This window comes from Pseudoalteromonas luteoviolacea (genome assembly GCF_021654285.1).
Lineage (GTDB): Bacteria > Pseudomonadota > Gammaproteobacteria > Enterobacterales > Alteromonadaceae > Pseudoalteromonas > Pseudoalteromonas luteoviolacea_J.
The window spans coordinates 266,192-284,526 of the sequence record NZ_JAKFZS010000002.1; the positions used below are offsets into that span (position 1 = coordinate 266,192).

At 43.0% G+C, this 18,335-nt stretch carries 19 protein-coding genes; 11 read left to right on the top strand and 8 right to left on the bottom strand.

The window, feature by feature from the left end; all coding sequences use genetic code 11:
- Positions 1-51: 51 nt before the first annotated feature.
- From hemL to L1077_RS02575, 4 genes are all read right to left on the bottom strand, one after another.
- Positions 52-1,338 carry a glutamate-1-semialdehyde 2,1-aminomutase gene (hemL, locus tag L1077_RS02560; protein ID WP_237135467.1) on the bottom strand — a complete coding sequence of 429 codons (1,287 nt, stop codon included), beginning with the start codon at positions 1,336-1,338 and terminating at the stop codon, positions 52-54.
- Positions 1,339-1,354: 16 nt separating this feature from the next.
- The gene (locus tag L1077_RS02565; RefSeq protein WP_237135468.1) at positions 1,355-2,371 is read right to left on the bottom strand and encodes an aspartate carbamoyltransferase; all 1,017 of its coding nucleotides are present in this window, start codon (positions 2,369-2,371) and stop codon (positions 1,355-1,357) included.
- 148 nt (positions 2,372-2,519) lie between these two features.
- A complete protein-coding gene (locus L1077_RS02570) occupies positions 2,520-2,954 on the bottom strand; it encodes a CopD family protein (RefSeq protein ID WP_063360209.1) in 435 nt (144 codons plus the stop codon).
- A gap of 21 nt (positions 2,955-2,975) precedes the next feature.
- Positions 2,976-4,658, bottom strand: a complete 1,683-nt coding sequence (locus tag L1077_RS02575; RefSeq protein WP_237135469.1) for a chloride channel protein — start codon at positions 4,656-4,658, stop codon at positions 2,976-2,978.
- Positions 4,659-4,870: 212 nt separating this feature from the next.
- Here L1077_RS02575 and erpA point away from each other — a divergent pair, with 212 nt between their 5' ends.
- Together erpA and L1077_RS02585 are read left to right on the top strand one after the other, a co-directional pair.
- The gene (gene erpA / locus L1077_RS02580; RefSeq protein WP_237135470.1) at positions 4,871-5,209 is read left to right on the top strand and encodes an iron-sulfur cluster insertion protein ErpA; all 339 of its coding nucleotides are present in this window, start codon (positions 4,871-4,873) and stop codon (positions 5,207-5,209) included.
- Positions 5,210-5,791: 582 nt separating this feature from the next.
- Positions 5,792-6,037 (top strand): helix-turn-helix domain-containing protein, encoded by a 246-nt coding sequence (locus tag L1077_RS02585; RefSeq protein ID WP_023399554.1) that lies wholly within the window; start codon positions 5,792-5,794, stop codon positions 6,035-6,037.
- Between the two features lie 42 nt (positions 6,038-6,079).
- On the opposite strand, the gene L1077_RS02590 is transcribed toward L1077_RS02585, so the two are convergent.
- Genes L1077_RS02590 through L1077_RS02605 form a run of 4 tightly spaced genes read right to left on the bottom strand, consistent with a single transcriptional unit; the run spans position 6,080 to position 9,835 of the window.
- Positions 6,080-7,459, bottom strand: a complete 1,380-nt coding sequence (locus L1077_RS02590; protein ID WP_237135471.1) for an AmpG family muropeptide MFS transporter — start codon at positions 7,457-7,459, stop codon at positions 6,080-6,082.
- A 7-nt stretch (positions 7,460-7,466) separates the two neighbouring features.
- Entirely contained in the window at positions 7,467-8,090 is a 624-nt protein-coding gene (locus L1077_RS02595; RefSeq protein WP_237135472.1) for a peptidylprolyl isomerase, read from the bottom strand.
- Positions 8,091-8,105: 15 nt separating this feature from the next.
- A complete protein-coding gene (locus L1077_RS02600) occupies positions 8,106-8,678 on the bottom strand; it encodes a YajG family lipoprotein (protein WP_237135473.1) in 573 nt (190 codons plus the stop codon).
- 2 nt (positions 8,679-8,680) lie between these two features.
- Entirely contained in the window at positions 8,681-9,835 is a 1,155-nt protein-coding gene (locus tag L1077_RS02605; RefSeq protein ID WP_237135474.1) for a methyltransferase, read from the bottom strand.
- Positions 9,836-9,875: 40 nt separating this feature from the next.
- On the opposite strand from L1077_RS02605, the gene L1077_RS02610 reads away from it, so the two are divergent.
- From L1077_RS02610 to nqrF, 9 genes are all read left to right on the top strand, one after another.
- Entirely contained in the window at positions 9,876-10,457 is a 582-nt protein-coding gene (locus L1077_RS02610) for an alpha-ketoglutarate-dependent dioxygenase AlkB family protein (RefSeq protein ID WP_237135475.1), read from the top strand.
- Between the two features lie 59 nt (positions 10,458-10,516).
- Positions 10,517-10,828 (top strand): BolA family protein, encoded by a 312-nt coding sequence (locus tag L1077_RS02615; protein ID WP_063369092.1) that lies wholly within the window; start codon positions 10,517-10,519, stop codon positions 10,826-10,828.
- A gap of 143 nt (positions 10,829-10,971) precedes the next feature.
- On the top strand, positions 10,972-12,162 hold the full coding sequence (fabV, locus tag L1077_RS02620; protein ID WP_237135476.1) for an enoyl-ACP reductase FabV: 1,191 nt from the start codon (positions 10,972-10,974) through the stop codon (positions 12,160-12,162).
- A 367-nt stretch (positions 12,163-12,529) separates the two neighbouring features.
- Positions 12,530-13,873 (top strand): Na(+)-translocating NADH-quinone reductase subunit A, encoded by a 1,344-nt coding sequence (locus L1077_RS02625; protein WP_063360311.1) that lies wholly within the window; start codon positions 12,530-12,532, stop codon positions 13,871-13,873.
- A 2-nt stretch (positions 13,874-13,875) separates the two neighbouring features.
- Positions 13,876-15,075: an NADH:ubiquinone reductase (Na(+)-transporting) subunit B gene (locus L1077_RS02630; RefSeq protein WP_039611692.1), complete on the top strand. Its 1,200-nt coding sequence runs from the start codon at positions 13,876-13,878 to the stop codon at positions 15,073-15,075.
- Positions 15,068-15,814 carry a Na(+)-translocating NADH-quinone reductase subunit C gene (locus tag L1077_RS02635; protein ID WP_237135477.1) on the top strand — a complete coding sequence of 249 codons (747 nt, stop codon included), beginning with the start codon at positions 15,068-15,070 and terminating at the stop codon, positions 15,812-15,814. The genes L1077_RS02630 and L1077_RS02635 overlap by 8 nt, the downstream gene beginning before the upstream one ends.
- Positions 15,814-16,446 carry an NADH:ubiquinone reductase (Na(+)-transporting) subunit D gene (locus tag L1077_RS02640; protein ID WP_039611690.1) on the top strand — a complete coding sequence of 211 codons (633 nt, stop codon included), beginning with the start codon at positions 15,814-15,816 and terminating at the stop codon, positions 16,444-16,446. The genes L1077_RS02635 and L1077_RS02640 overlap by 1 nt, the downstream gene beginning before the upstream one ends.
- Before the next feature lie 10 nt (positions 16,447-16,456).
- Positions 16,457-17,065: an NADH:ubiquinone reductase (Na(+)-transporting) subunit E gene (gene nqrE, locus L1077_RS02645; protein WP_039611689.1), complete on the top strand. Its 609-nt coding sequence runs from the start codon at positions 16,457-16,459 to the stop codon at positions 17,063-17,065.
- 19 nt (positions 17,066-17,084) lie between these two features.
- A complete protein-coding gene (nqrF, locus tag L1077_RS02650; protein ID WP_046354406.1) occupies positions 17,085-18,311 on the top strand; it encodes an NADH:ubiquinone reductase (Na(+)-transporting) subunit F in 1,227 nt (408 codons plus the stop codon).
- Positions 18,312-18,335: the final 24 nt, after the last annotated feature.

Below are 18,335 nucleotides of genomic sequence, written 5' to 3' on the forward strand. Positions count from 1 at the left end.
AGGTGCCTTTTTTATTTCAAAATAGCTATATGCTAAATAATGAGCTTTAGATTAAGCAATTAATTTAGCAAAAGCGCGGTCAGCTGCTGCGATGGTATTGTTGATGTCCTCATCGCTGTGCATGGTGCTGACAAACCCGGCTTCAAATGCAGATGGTGCAAGGTACACACCTTCTTCTAGCATCAAATGGAAGAAGCGCTTAAACCTTTCTAGGTCACATTCAGTCGCCTGTTGGTAGGTGTCAACGCGCTCGGCCGAAGTGAAAAAGAAGCCAAACATGCCACCGGCAAAGTTAGTCGTCAGTGGAATACCGTGTTTATCCGCTGCAGCCTGAAAACCAGTACATAGTGCTTGGCTCTTTGCTTCTAGGTCGTCATGTAAATTCGGCTTAGAAAGTAATTCAAGTGCTTTAAGGCCGGCTGCCATCGCAATTGGGTTACCAGAGAGTGTACCAGCTTGATAAACAGGTCCTACCGGTGCGATGTAATCCATGATTTCACGCTTACCACCAAAGGCACCAACTGGCATACCGCCACCGATCACTTTGCCTAAGCAAGTCAGATCTGGCTCGATATTGTAATAAGCTTGTGCACCACCAAGGGCGACACGGAAGCCAGTCATCACTTCATCGAAGATAAGTACTGATTTGTGCTCATCACATACCGCACGAAGACCCTCTAAAAAGCCTTTAACAGGCGGGATGCAGTTCATATTGCCTGCAACGGGTTCAACGATGATACAGGCGATTTCGTCTTTATATTCTTCAAAAATCGCTTTGACTTCATCTAAATTATTAAATGACACCGTAAGTGTGTGTTTTGCAAAATCAGCAGGAATGCCCGGAGAGTTTGGTACGCCCATTGTTAATGCACCAGAGCCCGCTTTTACCAGTAGAGAGTCGGCATGACCATGGTAGCAGCCTTCGAATTTTAAAATCTTATCTCTGCCAGTGTAGCCTCGGGCAAGGCGGATTGCACTCATTGTCGCTTCGGTACCAGAGCTCACCATACGAACTTTTTCAATCGACGGAACAAGTGCTTTAACTTTTTCTGCCATTAATATTTCAGTTTCGGTAGGCGCACCGTAGCTTAGGCCGTTCTCCACAGCGCCTAATACCGCTTGTTTAATTTCTGGGTGGTTGTGGCCAAGGATCATCGGTCCCCAAGAGCCAACATAGTCGATGTAACGATTATTGTCAGCGTCAAAGGTAAATGGACCTTCTGCTTTTGTGATGAATAACGGTGTGCCACCCACACCATTAAATGCCCTTACTGGCGAGTTAACGCCTCCCGGGATAGAGGTTTGTGCACGCTCAAATAAGTCTTGGCTAATTGTCATAATGTATCCTTTTTGATTAACTTTGGCGCTTTCTGCTGAACCAAGGTACGTTGGTTTCGTATTGCTGTACTTTGTTTTCTACACCGAGCGTCAGTGCGAAAAGCGCCATACGGATCAATACACCGTTTTGCACTTGTCTGAAGATTGCCAAGTTATCATTACTATTTAAATCGTTGTCTAGTTCATTCGCATCACTGCGGCTATCTCTAGGGAGTGGGTGCATTAATACTGATTCAGGCTTACAGTGTGCGTCGTAGATTGCTTGGCTTATTCTGAAGCCGCCGCGGTACTTGTTTGCTTCTTCTTGAGACGGGAAGCGCTCTTCTTGAATACGCGTTTGGTAAACGATATCAGCAGCTAGATTACCTTCCATTTGTGATACGAGCTCGATTTGGTGTCCAGCATTTGAGACTGCATCTAAGACATAATCCGGCATTTGCAAGCCGCCTGGTGCCACCATTGAAAACTTGATATTTTTATAATGACAAAGAAGCTTTGAGAGCGAATGCACGGTTCTGCCGTACTTTAGATCGCCCACTAACGCGATATGCATGCCATCAACAGTACGATCGAAGCGGCTAAGCTCTCGGTCAATCGTTAATAAATCTAACAGTGCTTGAGTTGGGTGCTCGTTTGGCCCATCACCACCGTTCAAAACAGGCACATCTGAACCTGTTGCAAACTCAGCCACACTGCCAGCATCTGGGTGGCGCATAGCAACAGCATCAGCATAAGCAGAAATAACACGCGCTGTATCATACAAAGACTCGCCCTTAGCCAATGCAGAACTTTGCATACCTGTGGTTTCTCTTACTAAACCACCTAATAAGTTAAATGCAGTACCAAAACTGACACGAGTACGAGTGCTTGGTTCAAAGAATAAATTTGCCAGTACAGCACCTTCTAGCACTTGCGTGCGCTTATGCTTTTTAGCATAAGGCTCCATGCGCTTAGCAACGTCAAAAATTAATTCAATGGCTTCTCTATCGAGTTGATTGACAGAAAGGATGTTTTCACCTTGGAAACTTAGCATGCGGCGATTCCTAATCACAGATTGACAACAGGAGGCTGGGTGCGCTCCTAACCGAGATAACCTTGGCAACGCAGGTTACTGGAACGATATGATAGCATAATTGCACGCTAACAGGAGAGCATGACGGCAGGATACCGTCATATTTATATTAAAAAAGTGGCTTTAAGACTGCGAGTAAGATGATCGGCAGTAATAAGAACACAGGGAACTCATTGAAGAAGCGATAAAATCGAGTGCTGCGAATATTTCTATCATGTTTGAAATCGGCGAGGAGCTTGAAGCAATATGCATGATAGATGTAAAGAATAATCACAAATACGAGTTTATAGTGCAGCCACATATTGTACTTGAACCACTCTCTGCCGTATTCCATGATAGTCAGTACGCCAAAGACAGTGGTTAAAACCGCAAATGGCGTGACAAAGTAGAGCAGTCTTCGCTCCATAATTTTTAGCATGGCTGTGCAGGCTTTTTCTTCTGTCATAGTGTGATAGATGAATAATCTTGGCAAATAAAAAATACCAGCGAACCATGCGACCATAAAAAATATGTGCAAAGCCTTATAAATCAGCAAAGCGCTCATAATGCCCCTTATTGTTATTGATTAAAGTAAACTGTTTCTCATTGTGAGTATGTGGCGTAATTTGTCCCAGCGCACCACCCCCATTATTTGTAAGCTGTCTTTTTGGTTGTAAACATAGACTGCGCCAGAGCGCTTATCTTTTAAGATTTCAAATGCTTCAGCAAGCGTTGCTTGGGTACTGAGACCTTGCAGAGGCACATACTTAATGGTGGCACTGTCATCTGATACTAAGGTTAAATCATACTCTGCCAGACGGTAGCCATTTTCTTCATCATAGGTGATCAAGGGGGTTTGGCTATCCACTGCACCGAGTGTTGCTTTGATTTGCTCTGGATCATTTGAGTACAGTAATTTGAAATCTTCTTCCATTTCTTCGACGACCCCGACTTTTTGTAGTGCTTCTTTGGCGGGCGAGACTTGATAAGGCAACCCTTGAAAATCGAGTTGTTGAATAAAAATAGAGCGATTACCAAAAACTTGTAGTGCGGTCACATAGGCGGTAGAGATCACCAACATGGCAGGTACGACGATTTGTGGATTCGAGGTCAGCTCCATGACTGCCGTCAACGCAGCTAATGGGGCATGCAAAGTCGCCGCTAAGAGGCCTGCCATACCAAGTACTCCATAGGTGCCAGCAACATTGACTTCTGGTGAAATAAATTGTGCGAAAAATGCCATGAGAGTGCCCATGATAACGCCAAGCCCTATAACTGGTCCTATTAAACCACCAGGGATTCCGAGTCCGATAGCAAACAAGGTTGCAAGGAGCTTTGCGATGAAAATAGTCGTGAGTAATTGCATATTGTCTGGGGTTTCAACGGCAAGTTTAATAGCGCTCATGCCAGATCCCATAGCTTCAGGCACCATATACCCAATCAGTCCAGCAATTAAACCTGCAAGTAATAAACGTGGGAACATGCTAATTGGTTTAAAGGTTTTGATAATTAACATCAAGTTTTGATTGAATGCAAAGGCGACGGCTCCCAGTGCAAATCCGCATATGATGAGATAGGGGTAGTGCCAAAAACTGAGCATTTCTATCTGGATCAATGAAAGCTCTGAGACATTACCAAATACAAACTGTGTTGCTAAAGCGCCAGTAACGGCTGCCAACATGATGGGAACAAAGATATGGATCTTGTATTCCCTAAGCACGACTTCCATCACGAAAATAACAGCGGCTAAAGGCGTGTTGAATGAAGCTGCTATCCCTGCTGCAACACCGCACCCGGCAAGTGTTCTAGCAGCATTATGTGGCAAATGTAGCCTTTCAGTGAGGACACTGGCGCCTGTCGCGCCCATATGCACAGATGGCCCTTCACGACCTACTGAAAAACCACAGATAAGGGCGATACCGCCACCAAAAAATTGATTGACTGAATTCCAAATGGGCATATGTCCATAATGATGCTTGATCCGGTTAATCACAAATGGAATGCCGAGTCGATAATGCTTAAAGCCAGTTAAGTTGGCAAATAAGGCGATAATCAATGCTGCCCCAACAGGCAGTAATAACCTTTGGTGCTCCGCTAAAGATGTGAAGTCGTCGTGACTGTCGAGAAAAGTTGATTGAACAAGCTCTATCATTAATCGAAAAAGAATGATTAAAATAGCCGCAATCAATCCAGCGCATACGCCCAGTAAACAGAGCTGTGCTGAAGTTCGCGGTTGTGCAAGGCGTCGCCTAACTTGGTCAAGAGTCATAGTTCAAAGCTTGAGAGTGGAAGTACAGTTATATTTTACCAAAAGAATAATATTAAGTCCCTGACATAACCTAGCTTTGTGCGTATTTCTGAGGTGTTTATTCATTACAGGTACAGGTTGGTTTGCGCATAATTCAGGTACACGACCATACTTGATTAAAATAGTCGGGTATTAGATAATTCCGTTAATTAATGTACAAGGGTCGAATGCACATGTCAGAAGAGTTACCGATTAAGTTTAGCGATGCAGCTGCTGCGCGCGTAAAAGAATTGATTTCCGAAGAGGAAAATCCTGAACTAAAGCTTCGTGTATACGTAACTGGTGGAGGATGCTCTGGGTTTCAATATGGATTTACGTTTGATGAAAAGGTAAACCCAGGCGACTTGGAAATAGAAAAAAATGGTGTGATTATGGTGGTTGACCCAATGAGTATTCAGTACTTAATGGACGGCATTGTTGATTACACTGAAGGGCTTGAAGGCGCACGTTTCTTCGTCAATAACCCAAATGCGACGACTACATGCGGGTGTGGTGCAAGTTTCAGCGTGTAATCGAAGTGGTCTCAAATCACTGTAAAAGAGCCATGCAATCGCATGGCTTTTTTATGCCGGGTTAGTCACATGCATCATTAAAACAAAAAAGCCTAAAACCAATGCGGAAAACAGAAGAATATAGATGAAACCGCGCTTTCCTTGTTTGATAGGTACATTGTTTACGCGTAAAAAGTAATACCATCCAGCGCACAAAATCAGTGGTAATAAAAATAAAATCCGGAACATTTTTGAGCCCTTTTTTTAAGTTAATTTTAAGATTAGCTGTAAATGCTTATTTTTAAAAGAAAAATAAATTATTTCAAATACTGGTACAAGATATAAAATTTTTGTTAAAGTGTAGTATGTACCCTACATGAAAAAAACGAATATAGTTTTTCAAAAATTTATTAGGTTTTAGCGGTAAGATAGTCTATACCTAATTGGGTACATAGGAACACACCTGTTGTTGATACAGGAAATGTGCAAGGCCTATAGGGCCTACAGAGGTATTATTTTTTTAAATACAATAGCCAGCTGAGTGAGACGGGCAAATTTCACGAGGCCAGTTGAGATTAATCATCAAGTAGGAGATGTTTATTTATGATGGGTAAAACGGTTTCTTCGGAAGAAAACGGAAAGTTAACAAAATGGTTGAAATCAAAGCGTCATGAGAAAGGTCATACAATGCGTAGCCTTGCTCAAGTTTTAGGTACGCCGCATTCTTTCATCGGAAAGATTGAAAACCAAGAGCGCCGTTTAGATGTGATCGAGTTTTTGCGCTATTGTGAAGCGCTAGAAGTTGACCCGTATGAAGGCCTATCTTTAATTAATAAAGAAGAGCTATAACCCTTTACGGGATTAAGAATACAAGGTGCAGGGAAGTGCACCTTAGTCTTGTTTCTTATAGTCCGCCTCTATCGCATAGAGCTTATGGCGAATGAAATAGAGAAATAGCAAGGAAGGGAGCACCATCAACGCAGTGATGACAAAAAATACTGCCCAATTGCCACCTAACCAGTCGTCAATGACTACACCACTGTAACTAGATAACACAGTTCTACCTAAACTGCCCAATGATGCCAGTAGTGCATAATGTGTTGCGCTAAAGGTTCTATCGCAGAGCATAGAAATGAAAGCGACCATAGCAACCAATGACCATGCCTGAGTAAAGCCATCAACAACAATGGCCAGAGCATAAAGTGACTCTTTTGGTCCCGCAACTGCTATCCAAGAAAAAATCAAATTAGAGGCTGCCATTGCGACACCACTGATAAACAGGCCTTTGACTATGCCATATTTGTGGTTGAAAATGCTGCCAAGGAAAGCAAATACAATGGTAATGAGCCCGGTGCCTAGCTTTGAGTACTGTGCTATTTGCGTATTTGTAAATCCAATTTCTTTATAAAATACGATGGACATGCGTGCTAAAAACGCTTCGCCAATCTTAAATAAAAAGATAAAGGTTAAGAGCGCAAGTGCTGTTTTGACGCCATTTTTATTAAAAAAGCTGACAAAGGGCGCGACCAGCGTAACACCCAACCAAGCGAGTAACTTATTGGCTTTGGAGTGGCCAAGTTGAGAGAGTTTTTCTTCGTATGCTTTTTGTATTTGCGCTTGTGCTGTATCACGATGAGACTCTGGCTCTTTTGCTATCAAGGTAACAACACAAAGTAATGCCATTATCACGGCGAGTAGCAAATAAACATCAGACCAAGATATATTTGGCAGATCGGCTGCGAAAAAAGGAATGGCACCAAGGAGGGCATAGCCGCTCCACCAACCTGATGTTGCCATTGCAGCCGCTGCCGTAGACTTTTCACTTTCTGATTGGGGCAGCACATCAATACGATAACCATCGATGGCAATATCGTGTGTCGCAGCGAATAAAGCAATTAAAAAGCACAGTAGAGCCGCATAAAACAAACTCGTTTTTAAATCAATAAATGCTAAACATACGGCGCTTGCCGTAATAACGACTTGCCCGAGTAAAATCCAACTCCTACGCTGACCCAGCATGCTACCAAGCACGGGGAGCTTTAGTCTATCGACCAAGGGAGACCACAGAAAATTGATGGTATAGGCGCTAAAAACAATACCAAACAATCCAATGAGGCTGCGGCTAAGGCCTTCATCTTTTAACCACGCAGACATGACTGAGCCGATCAGCACCCAAGGGAAACCCTGGCTCATACCAAATGCAAATACAGTCAGCAGTCGTTTGTCTTTATAATAACTCAGGTATTGGGAAATACTGGCTGATGTCATCATTGTTTAGTTAAAACTCTTCAGCTGGCAAGATATCGACGCTATGAATGATAACCGCAGTCTTTGGGATAAATGAGTAACCTAGCTTTTGATTGTAGCCAGTTTCCACTTGCATTATCTTGTCCAAAGTTTCATAACCATCAGTGACGTTACCAAATACCGCAAATCCCCAACCTCTACCTGGGTTTAAGTGGTCATTGTCATCCATATTAAAGAAGAACTGACGAGTACCCGAATGCGGCTTACTGTCTTGGTAGGCCATCGCGACCGAATACATTTCATTTTTTAGTCCGTTACCACTTTCATTGAAAATGGGTTTGCGCTCGAACATGCCATCGTAGTCTTTGTCGTAGCCGCCACCTTGGATCACAAAGTCTTTTTCGTTGGCTTCATCACGTTCAACTCGATGAAAAACAGAGCCTTTATAATCACCATTGACAACATAGGTTAAAAAGTTATTTACCGTCAATGGTGCGCGTGAGCGGTCTAGCTCCACGGTGATTTTACCCAGCGATGTATTGATCTGAACTTTAGGGAACAGATTGTCTTTTTGGACGAAGCGTCCTTCTTTATTAGCTGCTTGTGCAAAGCTTGCTGTTAAAATTACGAAAGCAAAAACCAATATGCGGATCATGTTGACTGCCTCTTATTATTGTTGTGCGATGAAATCAATTAACTCTTTGTCTTTAATTATATGAGTAACAAGTTGCTGTGCGAGCATATTAAGCTGACCTTCCACCTTGGCTTGGTCGTGCTTTAAAGATCCCGATAGCGTGCGAGTCCCTGTGTATGACTTACTAAAAGTACCACTTGGTTTATTGACCGTCACTTTAAATTCAGCTTCGGCATTACTTTCATGCTTGCTGTATGTTTCAGTCACTTGCGCTAAGAACTTATTTATCTCCAGTGTAATCGTTGTTTTTGCTTCTGAAGTAATGTTTGCGTTATTCGCCACTAAGGCCTGTTTAAATACATTAGAAATAGTGACCGGCAAGTTTGCATCAGGTAAGTACACCGCGGGCTCTGTATTAAGCACCTTGACAGTAAACTTGGATGTTCTTAAATCCATCACATTGACATTGACATTGATAGGCATGTTAAGCTGGACAACTTGGCCTTCGGAATATTGTGGATTCATGATCACCGACTTTGGCGCGGCTGTGCAGCCAGACAATACAGCCAACATGCCTGCAGTTGCGAGAGAGTAGATAATTTTGGCCATGATTAGCTCCTTTTTATTACGCTTAATACGGTAAACTTTTTATTATTGCCCAGCACCTTACAATTACCAAAAAGGCGCTGCAACTTATCTTGATAATCCAAATGACGATTTCCAATGATCCTGAGCTCGCCGCCATTGCGCAGTGTATATTTAGCCTGTAAAAACATTTGCCAAGCAATGTGGTCTGTGATGGCTTGTGCTTGGTGGAATGGCGGATTACACAGCACTAAATCGGCACTGTTCGGAGTAAAGTCGGTTAAACAGTCGTTTTGTACAAATTGGCTATCGCTCAGTCTGGTAGGTAGATTGTCTGCTACGTTCTGGCGAGCACTTGCGACAGCCATCGCAGACTCATCCACAAAGGTGACTTTTGCATTGGGCATACGGTTTAATGTTTGCAGTCCAATCACGCCATTACCACAACCCAAATCAATGATGTTGAGTGCCTTTTTACCTGCAGGTAGGTAGTTAAAGAAAAACCGTGCGCCAATATCTAAGGAATCACGTGAAAAGACATTGGCGTGATTGGTGATGGTCATCTCTGTGTTTTCTAATGACCAAGATACTGGAAACTTGCAAGCAACGGGCTTGTTGGTTGTTTTAGAAAAAATTAATCGAGACTTTTTAACGGCCAAACTGGTTTTTGGTTCGTAGATAAAATGGTTAAACGACTTTAGTGTCGAGGTATGGATCTCTTTTGCTTTACCCGCGGCAACAACAGGGATGTCTGCGGGTAAGTGACTCAATTTTGCTAACTGGTGCTGTAAATAACCTGCATTTTTAGGTATTTTTAGTATCACTAAATCGATGTCATGGGGCAGCGCATCCAAGCTATCTAAAAATGAGATATGGGTATCTGGTAGCTGGTTTTCGCTCAGATTGTATTTACACGATGCGGTGCTCACAAAAGAGTCGTTGACAAAATGAATGGCAGGGAGCTGATCATCATGTTGGTAAATAACGGATAGTGCGCAACTAAGTGCGCCAAAGCTGTCATTTAACACTAATATTTTACGCACATCTGGGTAGTCTTCGCTGATGTGTTCAAGTAGATACTCGTCTGCGGCATCCCAAGCCTGTAAACTGCGATTTTTTTGTTCTAGAGGAAATCGATGTAAAGTAAATGGGCGATTAGCCAATACCGCGTCGGTTGTCATAGGTCTATATTTTTCACTAACAATGTGAGTGCATAATATCATGTCACAGCTGAACAAAGAATGTTTGCCTGAAGGCTTTAAGTATTTTCCACAGGTTATCTCTTTTGATAAAAGCTTGGCTTTGTATGAGCATTTAAGTACGAGTTTGCCTTGGCAACAGCCAAAAATTCAGGTCTATGGTAAATATCATCTTATTCCGAGGTTGCAGTGTTTCGTTGCCGACCCGGGTGTACGTTATGGCTACTCAGGTAAGTCATTGGATAATGTTCCATGGCTGCCCGCATTGGATGCCATGCGCCAGCGCTTAAAAAATCAATATGATAAAGCTTTTAATGCACTGCTGGTTAATTGGTATCGTGATGGCATGGATACCATGGGGTGGCACAGTGACGATGAAAAAGAGCTGGGCAATAGGCCATTAATTGCCTCGGTTTCTTTGGGGGCACCAAGAATGTTCAAAATACGTCATCGACAAACTCGGGAAGTCACTTCTTTTGTGCTTGAAACGGGCAGCATGTTGATTATGTCAGGAGACAGTCAGCACGATTATGAGCACAGTCTGTCTAAACAAACAAAAGTCAATCAGGGGCGAATTAATCTGACATTTAGAACGGTTGGTTAATCCTAGTTTAGGGCGTATAGTATGCGATGTTTAACAATATGATAGTAAAGAGTATGCCCATGTCTATGCAGCAACAAATACACACCAAACTCAGTGACGCAATTGATTGCACGCACCTTGAGGTGATCAATGAAAGCCATATGCACAGTCGCGGGAGTGATTCGCACTTTAAAGTGATTGTTGTCAGTGAAGAGTTTTCTGGTTTACGTTTATTGCCTCGCCACAGGCGCATAAATGAGGTACTAAAGTCTGAATTAGCCAATGATATTCATGCGCTGGCTATTCATGCCCATACACCTGAAGAATTTAGTGAGCAGTCTGGGCAAGTACCAGCGTCACCAAACTGTTTAGGTGGGTCTAAGTTCGACTAACATCTGATCAGACCTGTATTTAGGTCATCAGAGATTACACTATACGCAATTTTTCTGGCACCATCTTTCTAACCCCTCAGTTGTTTGTGGTAAATGATGGGCCTAAATACTTGAGACAAATTCAAAATTTAGTAGGAAATATAATGGTAATTAAGCCGAAGATCCGTGGTTTTATCTGTACAAATGCTCATCCAGCAGGTTGTGCTGCACATGTTGAAGAGCAAATCGCTTATGTTAAGCAACAGGGCGAGTTAAAAGATGGTCCAAAAAATGTACTTGTGATCGGTGCTTCTACTGGCTATGGCCTAGCGTCTCGTATTACCGCCGCATTTGGTTCTGGTGCAAAAACACTGGGTATCTTTTTTGAGAAAGAAGGTACAGAGAAAAAAACAGCATCTGCTGGTTGGTACAACACCGCGGCTTTCCAAAACGCAGCTGACAAAGCAGGCCTTTGGTCTAAAAACATTAATGGCGATGCGTTTTCAACTGAACTAAAAGAAAAAGCCATTGAAGCGATTAAAGCGGATATGGGTAAAGTTGATTTAATTATTTACAGCCTAGCTTCGCCGCGTCGTACTGATCCTAAAACAGGTGAGACACACAGCTCAGTACTTAAGCCAATTGGCGAAGCAATCACAACTAAAAACTTAAATACGTCTAAGCGCGTAATCGACGAAGTGAGTGTTGAAGCGGCGAATGAAGAAGAAATCGCTAATACAGTTAAAGTGATGGGCGGTGAAGACTGGGAGCTTTGGCTAGATGCGCTTAAGCAAGCAGGTGTGCTAGCAGATAACTTTAAGACGACTGCTTATACTTATATTGGTAAAGAGCTAACATGGCCAATTTATGGTCATGCAACAATCGGTAAAGCGAAAGAAGATTTAGATAGAGCTGCAGCGGCAATTAAAGCATCTACAGCTGCGCTAAATGGTGAAGCTTATGTGTCTTCTCTAAATGCAGTTGTGACACAAGCGAGCTCTGCAATTCCAATCATGCCACTTTATATCTCCGCTTTATTTAAAGTAACCAAAGAAGACGGCACATATGAAGGGACTATTGAGCAGATCCACGGTCTATTTAATGAAAGTCTGTACAGTGATAGCCCGCGTTTTGATGACGGTGGTCACCTGTTCCAAAACTACAAAGAGCTAGAAGAGGGTGTGCAAGCACGTATTCAGCATATTTGGGATACAGTAGATACGGATACGATTGATGCATTGACTGACTACGAAGGTTATCACAACGAATTCCTAAAATTATTTGGCTTTGGTATTGATGGTGTCGATTATGATGCTGACGTAAATACTATTGCTGAAATCAATAATTTAGTTTAATTATTGAACGGATGGTGAAGCGTGCTTGCTTCACCATCATATATTTATCCCGCTAAACACACCTATCTTTTTCTCATTCAATACCACTTTGGTCTATATTGAATTAATCGCAATTAGCTGAACTGAGCTAAAACCATTGTTAAGTCGTATTAATTTGATAATTCTACTCGCATAGTCAGGGCGATTAATGTTAAAATTGCGGAAATATGTGAGGACTATATATCACGACGCTTGTTTTTGGTTGATTTGACTTTTGTCAAGTCTCTTTTGATTAGGCGAGTTCTTTGATACTGAAAACACGATGAGATAGCGGCCGTGATAACTAAAGATTTTTCAATTTCTTTCCGTTAATGTAATGCAAGTGCGTATGATCAACATAAAAAAAGGTCTGGACTTACCCATAGAGGGCGCACCACAGCAAGCTATTCATGATGGCGCTGCCATCAAACGCGTAGCTGTGCTTGGTGAAGAGTTTATTGGTATGCGTCCAACCATGCATGTTCGTGTGGATGACCAAGTCAAAAAAGGCCAAATTCTTTTTGAAGACAAAAAGAATCCTGGCGTCAAGTTTACTGCGCCAGCCTCTGGTGTAGTTAAAGAAATCAACCGTGGTGCTAAGCGTGTTCTTCAGTCTGTCGTGATTGAAGTGCAAGGCAATGAGCAAATCACTTTCGACAAGGTCGCAGCTGCTGATTTAAGCAACTTAGATCGTGAGAAAGTTAAAGAAGTGCTTATTGAATCTGGTCAGTGGCCAGCGCTACGTGCACGTCCATTTAGCCGTGTTGCTGTTCCAAGTGCAACGCCGAGCTCAATCTTCGTGACAGCCATAGATACTAACCCATTAGCCGCAGATCCTGCAGTGATCATTGCTGAAAACGTTGAAGCGTTTGAAGCGGGTCTTGCTGTGGTTTCACGTCTAACTGATGGTAAAGTATTTGTGTGTAAGCAGTCTGGTAGTAAAGTACCAAGCTCTTCGCTATCACAAGTAGAAGTACATGAGTTCGCGGGTGTTCACCCAGCAGGCTTAGTGGGTACTCATATCCATCATCTAGATGCAGTTGGTGCAGACAAGCAAGTTTGGCACTTAGGTTACCAGGACGTTATCGCGTTTGGTAAGCTGTTCCTAACTGGCGAGATCTACACTGATCGAGTTGTTTCTTTAGCAGGTCCTCGCGTAAAGAATCCTCGTTTAGTTAAAACTCAAGTTGGTGCGTCGTTAACAGATTTAGTATCTGGTGAACTTGAAGACGGTGATAACCGAGTCATTTCTGGCTCTGTGTTAGCTGGTAAAACAGCAGCCGGCCCTCATGGTTTCCTAGGTCGTTACCACGTACAGGTTTCAGTTCTTCTTGAAGGTCGTGAGAAAGAACTATTTGGTTGGATTGCGCCAGGTAGTAAAAAATTCTCTGTGACACGTACATTCATTTCACACTTAGCACCTAGCCGTTTGTTCAAGTTTACAACGTCTACTGGTGGTTCTAAGCGTGCAATGGTGCCAATCGGCAACTATGAGCGTGTTATGCCTCTGGATATCCTACCAACGCTATTACTTCGTGATCTGATCGCAGGCGATCTAGATAGCGCTATCTCTTTAGGTGCGCTTGAGCTTGACGAAGAAGATTTAGCATTGTGTACCTTCGTATGTCCAGGCAAGTATGACTTTGGCTTAATCCTACGTGATTGCCTGACTACTATCGAGAAGGAAGGTTAAAAATGGCCTTAAAGAAATTTTTAGAAGACATTGAACCTCACTTTGAACCAGGTGGAAAACACGAGAAGTGGTATGCGCTTTATGAAGCTATCGCGACGGTTTTCTATACTCCTGGTTATGTAAACAAAGGCGGCACGCACGTGCGTGATAACATCGACCTGAAACGTATCATGATTTTGGTATGGATGGCGACGTTCCCGGCTATGTTCTTTGGTATGTTCAACATCGGTCACCAAGCGGCATTAGCGATTGGTAGTGGTTTTGACATCGCATCTACTTGGCAAGCTGGTATTTTCCAAGCGTTAGGTGGTGAGCTGACAGCAGATTCTGGCTGGGCAGCGAAAATGTTTTATGGTGCGTGCTTCTTCTTACCTATTTATGGTACGGTGTTTATCGTAGGTGGTTTCTGGGAAGTATTATTCGCATCAGTGCGTAAGCACGAAGTAAACGAAGGTTTCTTCGTAACTTCAGTATTATTTGCATTGATCCTGCCTGCAACCATTCCTTTATGGCAAGTTGCACTAGGTATCACGTTTGGTGTTGTGGTAGCTAAAGAAGTATTCGGTGGTACAGGCCGTAACTTCCTTAACCCTGCACTTGCTGGTCGTGCGTTCCTTTTCTTCGCATACCCAGGTGATATCTCAGGTGACACAGTATGGACAGCAGTAGATTCATTCTCTGGTGCTACATACCTAGGTCAAGCAGCGATCGGTTCATTAGATTACAACAACATGCAGTTGTGGTGGGATGCATTCTACGGCTTTATCCAAGGTTCAATGGGTGAAACGTCAACGCTAGCACTTGCAATTGGTGGTTTGTTCTTGATGTATGTTCGTATCGCGTCATGGCGCATCGTACTAGGTACATTCCTAGGTATGGTTGTGATGTCTACGCTACTGAACATGATCGGTTCTGACACGAACGCGACATTTGCTATGCCTTGGCATTGGCACTTAGTACTTGGTGGTTTTGCATTTGGTATGTTCTTTATGGCGACTGACCCAGTTTCTGCGTCTTTCACTGATAAAGGTAAATGGGCATACGGTGCATTAATTGGTGTTATGGTAGTTCTTATCCGTGTTGTTAACCCGGCATACCCAGAAGGTATGATGTTAGCAATCCTATTTGCTAACCTATTCGCACCGCTATTCGACCACCTTGTAGTGCAGTCAAATGTGAAGAGGAGATTGGCACGTGTCTAGTAACAATGAAACTATCGGCAAAACGTTAGGCGTTGTTGTTGGTTTATGTTTAGTGTGTGCAATCGTCGTATCTTTTGCGGCTGTTCAATTGCGCCCTTTACAACAGGCAAACAAAATTGAAGACGTTCAGCGTAACATTCTAGCAGCAGCTGGTTTTAAAGACGTTGAGAACGTTTCACAAAAGTACAGCCAAGTTATCGATGCACGCGTTGTTGACTTAAAATCTGGTGAGTTTGTTGACACAGATCCTAACTCGTTCGATTTCACAATGACTAAGTTCGATGCAGAGCGCAGCTTCGCAGTACCAAAAGAAGATGACCTTGCTGGTGTTCTTCGTATGACGCACGAATCGCCTGTATACCTTGCTAAAGGCAGCAACGGTCAGGTTGAGTCTGTGATCCTGCCTGTGCAAGGTTACGGTCTTTGGGGCATCATGTATGGTTTCATCGCACTTGAGCTTGATACGAAAACGATTAAAGCTATCAACTTCTATCAGCATAACGAAACCGCTGGTCTTGGTGGTGAAATACAGAACCCTAAGTGGACAGCTACTTGGGAAGGCAAGCAACTACCTGTTGATATTGTAAAAGGCACAGCTGGCAACGATATTCACAAAGTTGATGGTCTATCTGGCGCAACACTAACTTCGAACGGTGTTGATAACACATTCAAGTTCTGGACAGGCGATAAAGCGTTTGGTCCATTCCTAGCGAAAGTACGTGAAGGGGCATTGAACTAATGGCTAATGCAAAAGAAATGAAGGAAGTCTTGTTAGGACCAGTCTTCGCAAACAACCCAATTGCTCTGCAAGTACTGGGTATTTGTTCTGCGCTAGCGGTTACTTCAAGCCTTAAAAATGCACTTATCATGTCACTTGCTTTGACTGTGGTAACTGCGTTCTCAAGCTTATTTATCTCGTTGATCCGTAACCACATTCCGTCAAGTGTACGTATCATCGTTCAAATGACGATTATCGCATCATTGGTAATCGTTGTTGACCAAACACTTCAAGCATTTGTCTATGCTACGGCTAAAGAACTAACGGTATTCGTTGGTCTGATCATTACTAACTGTATCGTAATGGGTCGTGCAGAAGCATATGCAATGAAGTCGCCACCGCTTATGTCTTTCTTAGACGGTATCGGTAACGGTCTTGGTTACTCAGTAGTTCTAATTACAATTGGTTTTGTACGTGAACTATTCGGTGCAGGTGCACTATTTGGTGTTGAAATTCTTCCACTTGTTGCTGACGGTGGTTGGTACCAGCCAATGGGTCTATTAATTATGCCATTCAGTTCATTCTTCTTAGTTGGTTTCTTCATTTGGGTACTTCGTACTTATAAGAAAGACCAAGTAGAAGCGAAGGCATAAGGGGAGAAAGATGGAACATTATCTTAGCTTATTTGTAAAAGCTGTTTTCATTGAAAACTTAGCGCTATCTTTCTTCTTAGGTATGTGTACATTCCTTGCGGTATCTAAGAAAGTAACTACCTCGTTTGGTCTTGGTGTTGCTGTTATCTTCGTACTAGGTGTGGCTGTACCGGTAAACAACATCGTTTATCACGCAGTATTAGCACCAGGTGCACTAGAGTGGCTTGGTTTCCCAGAGGCTGACTTAAGCTTCTTGAAATTCTTGACTTTCATCGGTGTAATTGCAGCACTGGTACAGATCCTTGAAATGACTTTGGACAAGTTTTTCCCAGCGCTATACAACGCACTTGGTATTTTCTTGCCACTGATCACAGTAAACTGTGCGATTTTCGGTGCGGTAGCATTCATGGTTGAGCGTAACTACAACCTAACAGAATCAGTCGTATTCGGCGTCGGTTCTGGTGTGGGTTGGGCGCTTGCAATTGTATTGCTAGCAGGTCTTCGTGAGAAGATGAAGTATGCTGATATCCCTGACGGTCTTCGTGGTTTAGGTATTACCTTTATCACTGTAGGTCTTATGGGCTTTGGCTTCTTGTCATTCTCTGGTATTTCACTTTAATTAGCGAGGAAACTATACGATGGAAACTATTGTATTAGGTGTAAGTATGTTCATCGCTATCGTTGTGATCTTGGTGCTAGTCATCATCGCAGCGAAATCGAAGCTTGTACCAAGCGGTGACATCACAATCGGCATCAATGGCGATGCAGATAAAGCAATTACTTCAGCACCAGGTGGTAAGCTACTAGGCTCACTAGCTGATGCAGGTATCTTCATTTCATCAGCATGTGGTGGTGGTGGTTCTTGTGGCCAGTGTCGCGTACATGTTCATTCTGGTGGTGGTGATATCCTTCCAACTGAGCTTGACCACATTACTAAAGGTGAAGCACGTGAAGGTTGTCGTCTAGCGTGTCAGGTTGCAGTTAAAACTGACATGGAAATCGAAGTAGAAGAGTCTATCTTCGGTGTTAAAAAGTGGGAATGTACAGTTATCTCAAACGATAACAAAGCGACATTCATTAAAGAGCTTAAGCTTGGTATCCCTGAAGGTGAGGTTGTACCTTTCCGTGCAGGTGGTTATATCCAGATTGAAGCGCCAGCTCACCACGTTAAATACGCTGACTTTGATATTCCTGACGAGTATCGTGGCGACTGGGAGCGTTTCGGCTTCTTTAACCTTGAGTCTAAGGTTGATGACGAAACAATCCGTGCATACTCAATGGCGAACTACCCAGAAGAGTTTGGCATCATCATGCTTAACGTACGTATTGCGACTCCGCCGCCAAATAACCTAAGCCTACCTTGTGGTAAGATGTCATCGTACATCTGGTCACTAAAAGAAGGTGATAAAGTCACTATCTCTGGTCCATTCGGTGAATTCTTCGCGAAAGAAACTGATGCAGAAATGGTATTCGTTGGTGGTGGTGCAGGTATGGCACCAATGCGTTCACACATCTTCGACCAGCTTAAGCGTCTTAACTCAGACCGTAAGATGTCTTTCTGGTACGGTGCACGTTCTAAGCGTGAGATGTTCTACGTAGAAGACTTTGACGGCCTAGCAGCTGACAACGAAAACTTCCAGTGGCATGTAGCACTTTCAGATCCTCAACCAGAGGATAACTGGGAAGGTTATACAGGCTTCATCCACAACGTATTATTAGAAAACTATCTGAAGGACCATGAAGCGCCTGAAGATTGTGAGTTCTACATGTGTGGTCCACCGATGATGAACGCGGCTGTTATCAACATGCTGAAAGATCTAGGTGTTGAAGACGAAAACATCCTACTTGATGACTTCGGTGGTTAATTAGGAACTTAGATATGATGATAA

Bases quoted from the DNA above. Each gene is read 5' to 3' on its own strand.
- hemL (WP_237135467.1), bottom strand. From the start codon at position 1,338: ATGACAATTAGCCAAGACTTATTTGAGCGTGCACAAACCTCTATCCCG.
- L1077_RS02565 (WP_237135468.1), bottom strand. From the start codon at position 2,371: ATGCTAAGTTTCCAAGGTGAAAACATCCTTTCTGTCAATCAACTCGAT.
- L1077_RS02570 (WP_063360209.1), bottom strand. From the start codon at position 2,954: ATGAGCGCTTTGCTGATTTATAAGGCTTTGCACATATTTTTTATGGTC.
- L1077_RS02575 (WP_237135469.1), bottom strand. From the start codon at position 4,658: ATGACTCTTGACCAAGTTAGGCGACGCCTTGCACAACCGCGAACTTCA.
- erpA (WP_237135470.1), top strand. From the start codon at position 4,871: ATGTCAGAAGAGTTACCGATTAAGTTTAGCGATGCAGCTGCTGCGCGC.
- L1077_RS02585 (WP_023399554.1), top strand. From the start codon at position 5,792: ATGATGGGTAAAACGGTTTCTTCGGAAGAAAACGGAAAGTTAACAAAA.
- L1077_RS02590 (WP_237135471.1), bottom strand. From the start codon at position 7,459: ATGATGACATCAGCCAGTATTTCCCAATACCTGAGTTATTATAAAGAC.
- L1077_RS02595 (WP_237135472.1), bottom strand. From the start codon at position 8,090: ATGATCCGCATATTGGTTTTTGCTTTCGTAATTTTAACAGCAAGCTTT.
- L1077_RS02600 (WP_237135473.1), bottom strand. From the start codon at position 8,678: ATGGCCAAAATTATCTACTCTCTCGCAACTGCAGGCATGTTGGCTGTA.
- L1077_RS02605 (WP_237135474.1), bottom strand. From the start codon at position 9,835: ATGACAACCGACGCGGTATTGGCTAATCGCCCATTTACTTTACATCGA.
- L1077_RS02610 (WP_237135475.1), top strand. From the start codon at position 9,876: ATGTCACAGCTGAACAAAGAATGTTTGCCTGAAGGCTTTAAGTATTTT.
- L1077_RS02615 (WP_063369092.1), top strand. From the start codon at position 10,517: ATGTCTATGCAGCAACAAATACACACCAAACTCAGTGACGCAATTGAT.
- fabV (WP_237135476.1), top strand. From the start codon at position 10,972: ATGGTAATTAAGCCGAAGATCCGTGGTTTTATCTGTACAAATGCTCAT.
- L1077_RS02625 (WP_063360311.1), top strand. From the start codon at position 12,530: ATGATCAACATAAAAAAAGGTCTGGACTTACCCATAGAGGGCGCACCA.
- L1077_RS02630 (WP_039611692.1), top strand. From the start codon at position 13,876: ATGGCCTTAAAGAAATTTTTAGAAGACATTGAACCTCACTTTGAACCA.
- L1077_RS02640 (WP_039611690.1), top strand. From the start codon at position 15,814: ATGGCTAATGCAAAAGAAATGAAGGAAGTCTTGTTAGGACCAGTCTTC.
- nqrE (WP_039611689.1), top strand. From the start codon at position 16,457: ATGGAACATTATCTTAGCTTATTTGTAAAAGCTGTTTTCATTGAAAAC.
- nqrF (WP_046354406.1), top strand. From the start codon at position 17,085: ATGGAAACTATTGTATTAGGTGTAAGTATGTTCATCGCTATCGTTGTG.